The sequence below is a fragment of the Streptomyces acidicola genome, assembly GCF_009377235.1.
GTDB lineage: Bacteria > Actinomycetota > Actinomycetes > Streptomycetales > Streptomycetaceae > Streptomyces > Streptomyces acidicola.
Genome location: NZ_VMNX01000058.1, coordinates 37229 through 44139, shown reverse-complemented (window position 1 = coordinate 44139; position 6911 = coordinate 37229). Strand labels below are relative to the sequence as shown.

The window sequence follows — 6911 nt, the reverse complement described above, 5'->3', positions numbered from 1 at the left end:
GCCCAGCCCAGCCCGCGGTCCGGTCCGGTCCGGTCCCACCCCTTCCGGTCCCATCCCATCGGTCCCGACCCGCACTGTCCGCTGCTCACCGCCCGCCGCCATTCACACGCCGCGCACACTACGCTCGGTGCTCATGAGCGACAGGCACATCAGTCAGCACTTCGAGACTCTCGCGATCCACGCGGGCAACACCGCGGATCCCCTCACCGGCGCGGTCGTCCCGCCGATCTACCAGGTCTCGACCTACAAGCAGGACGGCGTGGGCGGCCTGCGAGGCGGCTACGAGTACAGCCGTAGCGCGAACCCCACCCGGACCGCGCTGGAGGAGAACCTCGCCGCCCTGGAGGGCGGCCGCCGCGGTCTCGCGTTCGCGTCCGGGCTGGCCGCCGAGGACTGCCTGTTGCGTACGCTCCTCAGCCCCGGCGACCACGTGGTCATCCCGAACGACGCGTACGGCGGTACCTTCCGCCTGTTCGCGAAGGTCGTCTCGCGGTGGGGGGTGGAATGGTCGGTCGCCGACACCAGCGATCCCGCAGCTGTACGAGCGGCCGTCACCCCGAAGACCAAGGTCGTCTGGGTGGAGACCCCCTCCAACCCGCTCCTCGGCATCACCGACATCGCCGCCGTCGCCCAGGTCGCCCGTGAGGCCGGTGCCAGGCTGGTCGTCGACAACACCTTCGCCACCCCGTATCTCCAGCAGCCGCTCGCGCTCGGCGCGGACGTCGTCGTGCACTCGCTCACCAAGTACATGGGCGGCCACTCGGACGTGGTCGGCGGCGCGCTCGTCGTCGGCGACCAGGAACTGGGCGAGGAGCTGGCGTTCCACCAGAACGCGATGGGCGCGGTCGCCGGGCCCTTCGACTCCTGGCTGGTGCTGCGCGGGACGAAGACGCTCGCCGTGCGCATGGACCGGCACAGCGACAACGCCACCAGGGTCGCCGACATGCTCACCCGGCACGCGCGCGTGACGCGCGTGCTGTACCCGGGCCTTCCGGAGCACCCGGGGCACGAGGTCGCCGCCAAGCAGATGAAGGCGTTCGGCGGCATGGTGTCGTTCCAGGTGGAGGGCGGCGAGGAGGCGGCCGTCGAGGTCTGCAACCGCGCCAAGGTGTTCACGCTCGGCGAGTCCCTGGGCGGCGTCGAGTCCCTGATCGAGCACCCTGGCCGCATGACACACGCGTCCGCGGCCGGCTCGGCGCTCGAGGTCCCCGCCGATCTCGTACGCCTCTCCGTGGGCATCGAGAACGTCGACGACCTCCTGGAGGACCTGCAGCAGGCCCTGGGCTAGTCACCAACCGGAGACCGGTGGAGTCGTGTCCGACGGCGGTTCCACCCAGGGGCGCGTCATCGATGCCCACACGAGGAACGCGACCACCGCGGCCAGCAGCACCAGCCACATGAGGCGGCGGGCCGCGGTCCTGCGGCGCAGCATGCGCCCGCCGCGTCGCAGCGCGTCCCCGTACAGCTCGGGTGGCACCGGGGGTGGCGTCCGCTCCAGCATCCGCCGCACGGCCGCCTCCCGCTCGTGCCGGCTCATGAGCCGCCTCCCCCGGGCCTCATGAGGGCGCCACCTCCGCCTCCAAGGCCGCCGACGCGGGCCTGCGCGGCGGATGGAGCAGCGTCGCCATCGCACGGGCGCAGATCGTGCGCACGCGTTCGACGGGCAGCCCCAGCAACGCCGCCGTCTGCTCCTCGGCGACGCCCTCGTACAGCCTGAGGACGACGATCAGCCGCTCCTGAGGGCTGAGCCCCGCCAGAACGCTCGCCGGAGCGGGCCGGAACCGGCCGTACTGGTGCCACGCCCCGCGAGCGAAACGCACGGCCAGTTGCTGGCGTGTCCTGTCGTACGGGTCCTCGCCGCGCAGCCGGTCCCAGGACGCGTACGTGTGGGCGAGGGCCAGGGTCAGCAGGCGCCGCGCGCGTGGGTTGTCGGTCGGCGGTTCCGCCGTGAGCAGTGTCGCCGCATGGAGGAGCCGCCCAGCCGCGCCCGCGACGAACGCCTCGAACTCCCGGGCCCGGCGGGCGCCTTGGGACGCCTGCCGATCTCGCACCGCGCCTCCCGCTGAGGGCACCCTGACGGAAAACGGGCCCCGGTCGTGCACGGAAACGCGACAGCCGTGTACGGAAACACCGCAGCCGTACGACAAGGGTCCCGTCTCATATCAGACCGGGGGCGGCCCCACGGTCAAGAGCCGCGCAGCACCGGAGCCGGGCGCCGCCGTGCGTCACCGGGGAAACGGTCCCCTCACGCGCGCGTGGAGGACGACCGCCGACCGCGCGTGGGCACGCTGCGGACGGGACGGGCGCCGCTCAGGAAGCGGGCGACGAATCCGCCACCCCGACGCCCGTGACGGCCATACGGGCGGAGAGGGCCGTATTGAAGCGGGTGAGGAGGCTGCAGAACGCCTCGCGCTCCTCCGGCGCCCAGTCATGGGTCAGCTCGGCCATCAGCTGGCGCCTCGACGACCGGACTTCCTCCAGGCGGGACAGCCCGCGCGGGGACAGCTGGAGCACCACCGCACGCCCGTCCTCGGGGTGAGAGGTGCGCTTGACGAGCCCGGTGTCGACGAGCGGGGCCACCTGACGGGTGACCGTCGACGAGTCGATCCCCATGCTCGCGGCGAGCGCCTTGACGCCCATCGGGCCTTCCTTGTCGAGGCGGTTGAGCAGCAGATACGCGGCGCGGTCCATGGAGTTGCGCACCTGTCCGACGCCGCCGAGCCGGGTCTGTTCGGCACGGCGCGCGAACACCGCGACCTCATGCTGCAGCGCGTCGAGAAGACCGGTGTCACCGACGGTCGTCATGTTCATCGACATGTCAGGTGTTGTGGGCATGGCCGAGGGCTCACTTCATTGCGAGGGTGCTGGGTTGGGGAAAGAGTACGCGGCGGACAGGCACGTCGTACGGGCGCTGTGCAAACCAGTTTCGCCCCTTGGTCACTCCCGTGTCGTGCCGCTGTGAACTGCGAGACTGGTGGTCATGAGCTACAGCACGGCCGACTCCCTGGCGCGAGTGACCCTCGACGACGTGCGGGGGGCCCAGAAGATGCTCACGGGCGTCGCGCGGGTCACCGCGATGGAGGGCAGCAGGCATCTGTCGCAGCTGGTCGGCGCGCCGGTGCACTTCAAGTGCGAGAACCTCCAGCGGACCGGTTCGTTCAAGCTCCGTGGCGCGTACGTGCGCATCGCCGGGCTGCTGCCCGAGGAGCGCGCCGCGGGGGTCGTCGCGGCGAGCGCGGGCAACCACGCGCAGGGCGTCGCCCTGGCGTCCGCGCTTCTCGGAGTCCACGCCACCGTCTTCATGCCGAAGGGCGCGCCCCTGCCGAAGATCAGCGCGACGCGCGAGTACGGCGCCGACGTACGGCTGCACGGCCTGGTCGTCGACGAGACGCTGGCCGCCGCTCAGGAGCACGCGGCGCGGACGGGCGCGGTGTTCATCCACCCCTTCGACCACCACGACATCATCGCGGGCCAGGGCACGGTGGGCCTGGAGATCCTGGAGCAGTGCCCCGAAGCGCGCACGATCGTCGTGGGGATCGGCGGGGGCGGGCTGGCCGCGGGCATCGCAGTCGCGGTGAAGGCACTGCGCCCGGACGTACGGATCGTGGGCGTGCAGGCGGAGGGAGCGGCCGCGTATCCGCCCTCGCTGGCGGCCGGACGCCCGGTGGCGATCGGGAATCCGGCGACCATGGCGGACGGGATCAAGGTCGGGCGGCCGGGTGACGTGCCGTTCGGCATCATCCGCGAGCTGGTCGACGAGGTCCGCACGGTCTCCGAGGACGCGCTGTCGGCCGCGCTGCTGCTCTGCCTGGAGCGGGCCAAACTCGTCGTCGAGCCGGCGGGGGCGAGCCCGGTCGCGGCGCTGCTGAGCGGGCCGGGAGACTTCGAGGGGCCGGTGGTCGCGGTGCTGTCCGGCGGCAACGTCGACCCGGTGCTGATGCAGCGCGTCCTGCGCCACGGCATGGCCGCGCAGGGTCGCTACCTGGCTGTTCGACTGCGTCTGACGGACCGGCCGGGCGCCCTTGCGACGCTTTTGGGGGTGTTGTCAGTGGTCGACGCCAACGTCCTCGATGTGAGTCACGTACGGACCGATCCACGGCTCGGGCTCACGGAGGCGGAGGTCGAGCTGCACCTGGAGACGAAGGGCCCGGAGCACTGCGCCGAGGTCGGCCAGGCACTGCGCGAGGCGGGTTACACGGTCATGGACTGACTCGCTGCCCGCATCGGCGGACGTCGTTCGTTCCGCCTTCGGCCGAGGTCGGAGCCCCTGCGTCACTCGTTCGAGGAAATCCATTGAGGGACGCGATACATCGCGTTATGGTGTGTCTCGAATGGTGGCCTCGCCGGGTGGATCAAAGGTGCATCAAAGCCCGCCCGAGGGCGCATTAAAGCACGCAAACCCAGGCTTCCCGAAGAAAACCCCAACGACGTGGAGAAATTACATGCCAGGCGCCATCTATGCCGAAGGTCTGGTGAAGACCTTCGGTGACGTAAGGGCACTGGACGGCGTCGACCTCGATGTCCCGGAGGGCACGGTGCTGGGCCTGCTCGGGCCGAACGGCGCGGGCAAGACGACGACCGTCCGCTGTCTGACGACCCTGCTGCGACCCGACAGCGGCACGGCGGTCGTCGCGGGCGTCGACGTCCTCAAGCACCCCGACGCCGTGCGGCGCTCGGTCGGCTTGTCCGGCCAGTTCGCCGCGGTCGACGAGTATCTGACGGGCAGGGAGAACCTGCAGATGGTCGGCCAGCTCTACCAGATGAGGGCGAAGGCCGCCAAGGCCCGCGCGGACGAGCTGCTGGAGCAGTTCAACCTCGCGGACGCCGCCGACCGCACCACGAAGACATACTCCGGCGGTATGCGCCGCCGTCTCGACCTGGCTGCCGCGCTGGTCGTCTCACCGCCGGTGATGTTCATGGACGAGCCCACGACCGGCCTCGACCCGCGCAACCGCCAGCAGCTGTGGGACGTCATCAAGCAACTGGTCTCCGGCGGCACCACCCTCCTGCTGACCACCCAGTACCTCGAAGAGGCCGATCACCTGGCGCACGACATCGCGGTCGTCGACCACGGCCATGTCATTGCCCGCGGCACCTCCGACCAGCTCAAGGCGCGCACCGGCGGCGAGCGCGTGGAGGTCGTGGTGCACGAGCGCGAGCACATACAGGCCGCGGCGGAGGTGCTGCGGGGCTTCGGCAAGGGCGATACCACTGTCGAAGAGCACATGCGCAAGCTCACCGTCCCCGTGGCCGGTGGCGCCAAACTCCTCGCCGAGGTCATCCGCGAGCTGGACACCCGCGGCATCGAGATCGACGACATCGGGCTGCGCCGGCCCACCCTGGACGACGTCTTCCTCTCCCTGACTGGACACATCGCCGAGGCGAAGGACGAGGAGAGCGGCGCGTCCCAGGACACCAAGAGCCCCAAGCGCAGGAAAGAGACCGCCCAGTGAGCGCCGCCACCGACGCCGTGCCCGCAGCGGCACCCGCGAACCCGATCAGCCAGTCCGTCCGTGACTCCCTGGTCGTCGCGAAACGAAACCTCATCAGAATGTCCAGAATCCCAGAAATGGTGATCTTCGGACTCATCCAGCCGATCATGTTCGTGGTGCTGTTCAGCTACGTGTTCGGCGGCTCCATGAACATCGGCGGCTCCACGGACTCGTCCACCTACCGCGAGTTCCTGATGGCCGGCATCTTCGCGCAGACCGTGACCTTCGCCACCGCGGGCGCCGGCGCGGGCATCGCCGACGACATGCACAAGGGGCTCATCGACCGGTTCCGCTCGCTGCCCATGGCTCGCGGTGCGGTGCTCACGGGGCGGACGCTCGCCGACCTGGTGCAGACCGCGCTCACCCTGCTCGTCCTGGCCGTGGTCGCCCTGCTGGTCGGCTGGCGCACCCACACCAACCTCGGCGAGGTGCTCGCCGCCTTCGGGCTGCTCCTCCTGGTCGGATACGCGTTCACCTGGATCGGCGCGCTGATCGGTCTCTCCGTGCGCACACCCGAGGCGGCCACCTCCGGCGGTCTGATCTGGCTCTTCCCGGTCACGTTCATCTCGAACGCGTTCGTGGACTCCAGCCGTATGACGCCCTGGCTGCGGCATGTCGCCGACTGGAACCCGTTCAGCGCCACCGTGCAGGCCTGCCGCGAGCTCTTCGGTAACCCCGGGGTGTCCTCGTCGGACGCCTGGCCCATGCAGCACCCGGTGTGGGCGTCACTGATCTACTCGGTCCTGATCATTCTCATATTCAGGACGCTGGCGGTGCGGAAGTACCGCTCGGCGACGGCGTGACACCGAGCCGGACATGACGATGCCCCCGGTGCCGCGATGGCGCCGGGGGCTCGCCGGAAACCGGTCCGTGCGGTCAGCCCTGATACGGCTCGGCCTTGAGGATCTTCACAGAGGCCAGCTTGCCGTTCGGCAGCTCGTACTCGGCGTCCTCGCCGACCTTCTTGCCGATCACGCCGGAGCCCAGCGGGGACTGCGGCGAGTAGGTCTCGATATCGGAGCTCGCGTACTCGCGGGAGGCGAGCAGGAACGTCAGTGTGTCGTCCTCGTCACCGTCGAAAGCGATGGTCACGACCATGCCAGGTGCCACCGCACCGTCCGCCGCCGGGGCCTCGCCGACCTTGGCGGTCTCCAGAAGCTGGGTGAGCTGCCGCACACGGAGCTCCTGCTTGCCCTGCTCTTCCTTGGCCGCGTGGTACCCGCCGTTTTCGCGCAGGTCCCCCTCCTCGCGCGCGGCCGCGATCTTGGCGGCGATCTCCGTGCGCGCAGGACCAGTAAGGTACTCAAGCTCGACCTTGAGCTTGTTGTACGCCTCCTGGGTCAGCCAGGTGACGTTCTCGCTGGTCTGGGTCACAGGTGCTCCTCGTAGGTGCTGGGAATACAAAGCATCGCCCTACCC

8 protein-coding genes are annotated in these 6911 nt (G+C 70.1%); 4 read left to right on the top strand and 4 right to left on the bottom strand.

Annotated elements, in window-relative coordinates; translation table 11 throughout:
- The first annotated feature begins 133 nt into the window (after nucleotides 1-133).
- The gene (locus FPZ41_RS17770) at nucleotides 134-1288 is read left to right on the top strand and encodes a cystathionine gamma-synthase (protein WP_152863748.1); all 1155 of its coding nucleotides are present in this window, start codon (nucleotides 134-136) and stop codon (nucleotides 1286-1288) included.
- Here FPZ41_RS17770 and FPZ41_RS17765 read toward each other — a convergent pair whose 3' ends face one another.
- The 3 genes from FPZ41_RS17765 to FPZ41_RS17755 form a co-directional block, all read right to left on the bottom strand.
- Nucleotides 1289-1537, bottom strand: a complete 249-nt coding sequence (locus tag FPZ41_RS17765; RefSeq protein WP_152863746.1) for a hypothetical protein — start codon at nucleotides 1535-1537, stop codon at nucleotides 1289-1291.
- Nucleotides 1538-1556: 19 nt separating this feature from the next.
- Nucleotides 1557-2051: a sigma factor-like helix-turn-helix DNA-binding protein gene (locus tag FPZ41_RS17760; RefSeq protein WP_322620371.1), complete on the bottom strand. Its 495-nt coding sequence runs from the start codon at nucleotides 2049-2051 to the stop codon at nucleotides 1557-1559.
- A gap of 259 nt (nucleotides 2052-2310) precedes the next feature.
- A complete protein-coding gene (locus FPZ41_RS17755; RefSeq protein WP_194236126.1) occupies nucleotides 2311-2817 on the bottom strand; it encodes a MarR family winged helix-turn-helix transcriptional regulator in 507 nt (168 codons plus the stop codon).
- Between the two features lie 163 nt (nucleotides 2818-2980).
- On the opposite strand from FPZ41_RS17755, the gene ilvA reads away from it, so the two are divergent.
- The 3 genes from ilvA (at nucleotide 2981) to FPZ41_RS17740 (ending at nucleotide 6295) form a co-directional block, all read left to right on the top strand.
- Nucleotides 2981-4210, top strand: coding sequence for a threonine ammonia-lyase (gene ilvA / locus FPZ41_RS17750; RefSeq protein ID WP_152863742.1), 1230 nt, complete (start codon nucleotides 2981-2983; stop codon nucleotides 4208-4210).
- A gap of 232 nt (nucleotides 4211-4442) precedes the next feature.
- A complete protein-coding gene (locus FPZ41_RS17745; RefSeq protein ID WP_152863740.1) occupies nucleotides 4443-5453 on the top strand; it encodes an ATP-binding cassette domain-containing protein in 1011 nt (336 codons plus the stop codon).
- Nucleotides 5450-6295 carry an ABC transporter permease gene (locus tag FPZ41_RS17740; protein WP_322620370.1) on the top strand — a complete coding sequence of 282 codons (846 nt, stop codon included), beginning with the start codon at nucleotides 5450-5452 and terminating at the stop codon, nucleotides 6293-6295. Before FPZ41_RS17745 ends, FPZ41_RS17740 begins: the two co-directional genes overlap by 4 nt.
- Before the next feature lie 73 nt (nucleotides 6296-6368).
- Here the strand turns inward: FPZ41_RS17740 and greA are convergent, their stop codons facing one another.
- Nucleotides 6369-6866, bottom strand: a complete 498-nt coding sequence (greA, locus tag FPZ41_RS17735; protein WP_131560592.1) for a transcription elongation factor GreA — start codon at nucleotides 6864-6866, stop codon at nucleotides 6369-6371.
- Between the last annotated feature and the right edge of the window lie 45 nt (nucleotides 6867-6911).

What these genes read in the sequence shown, in the direction of transcription:
- FPZ41_RS17770 (WP_152863748.1), top strand. Translation starts at nt 134, where the DNA reads ATGAGCGACAGGCACATCAGTCAGCACTTCGAGACTCTCGCGATCCAC.
- FPZ41_RS17765 (WP_152863746.1), bottom strand. Translation starts at nt 1,537, where the DNA reads ATGAGCCGGCACGAGCGGGAGGCGGCCGTGCGGCGGATGCTGGAGCGG.
- FPZ41_RS17755 (WP_194236126.1), bottom strand. Translation starts at nt 2,817, where the DNA reads ATGTCGATGAACATGACGACCGTCGGTGACACCGGTCTTCTCGACGCG.
- ilvA (WP_152863742.1), top strand. Translation starts at nt 2,981, where the DNA reads ATGAGCTACAGCACGGCCGACTCCCTGGCGCGAGTGACCCTCGACGAC.
- FPZ41_RS17745 (WP_152863740.1), top strand. Translation starts at nt 4,443, where the DNA reads ATGCCAGGCGCCATCTATGCCGAAGGTCTGGTGAAGACCTTCGGTGAC.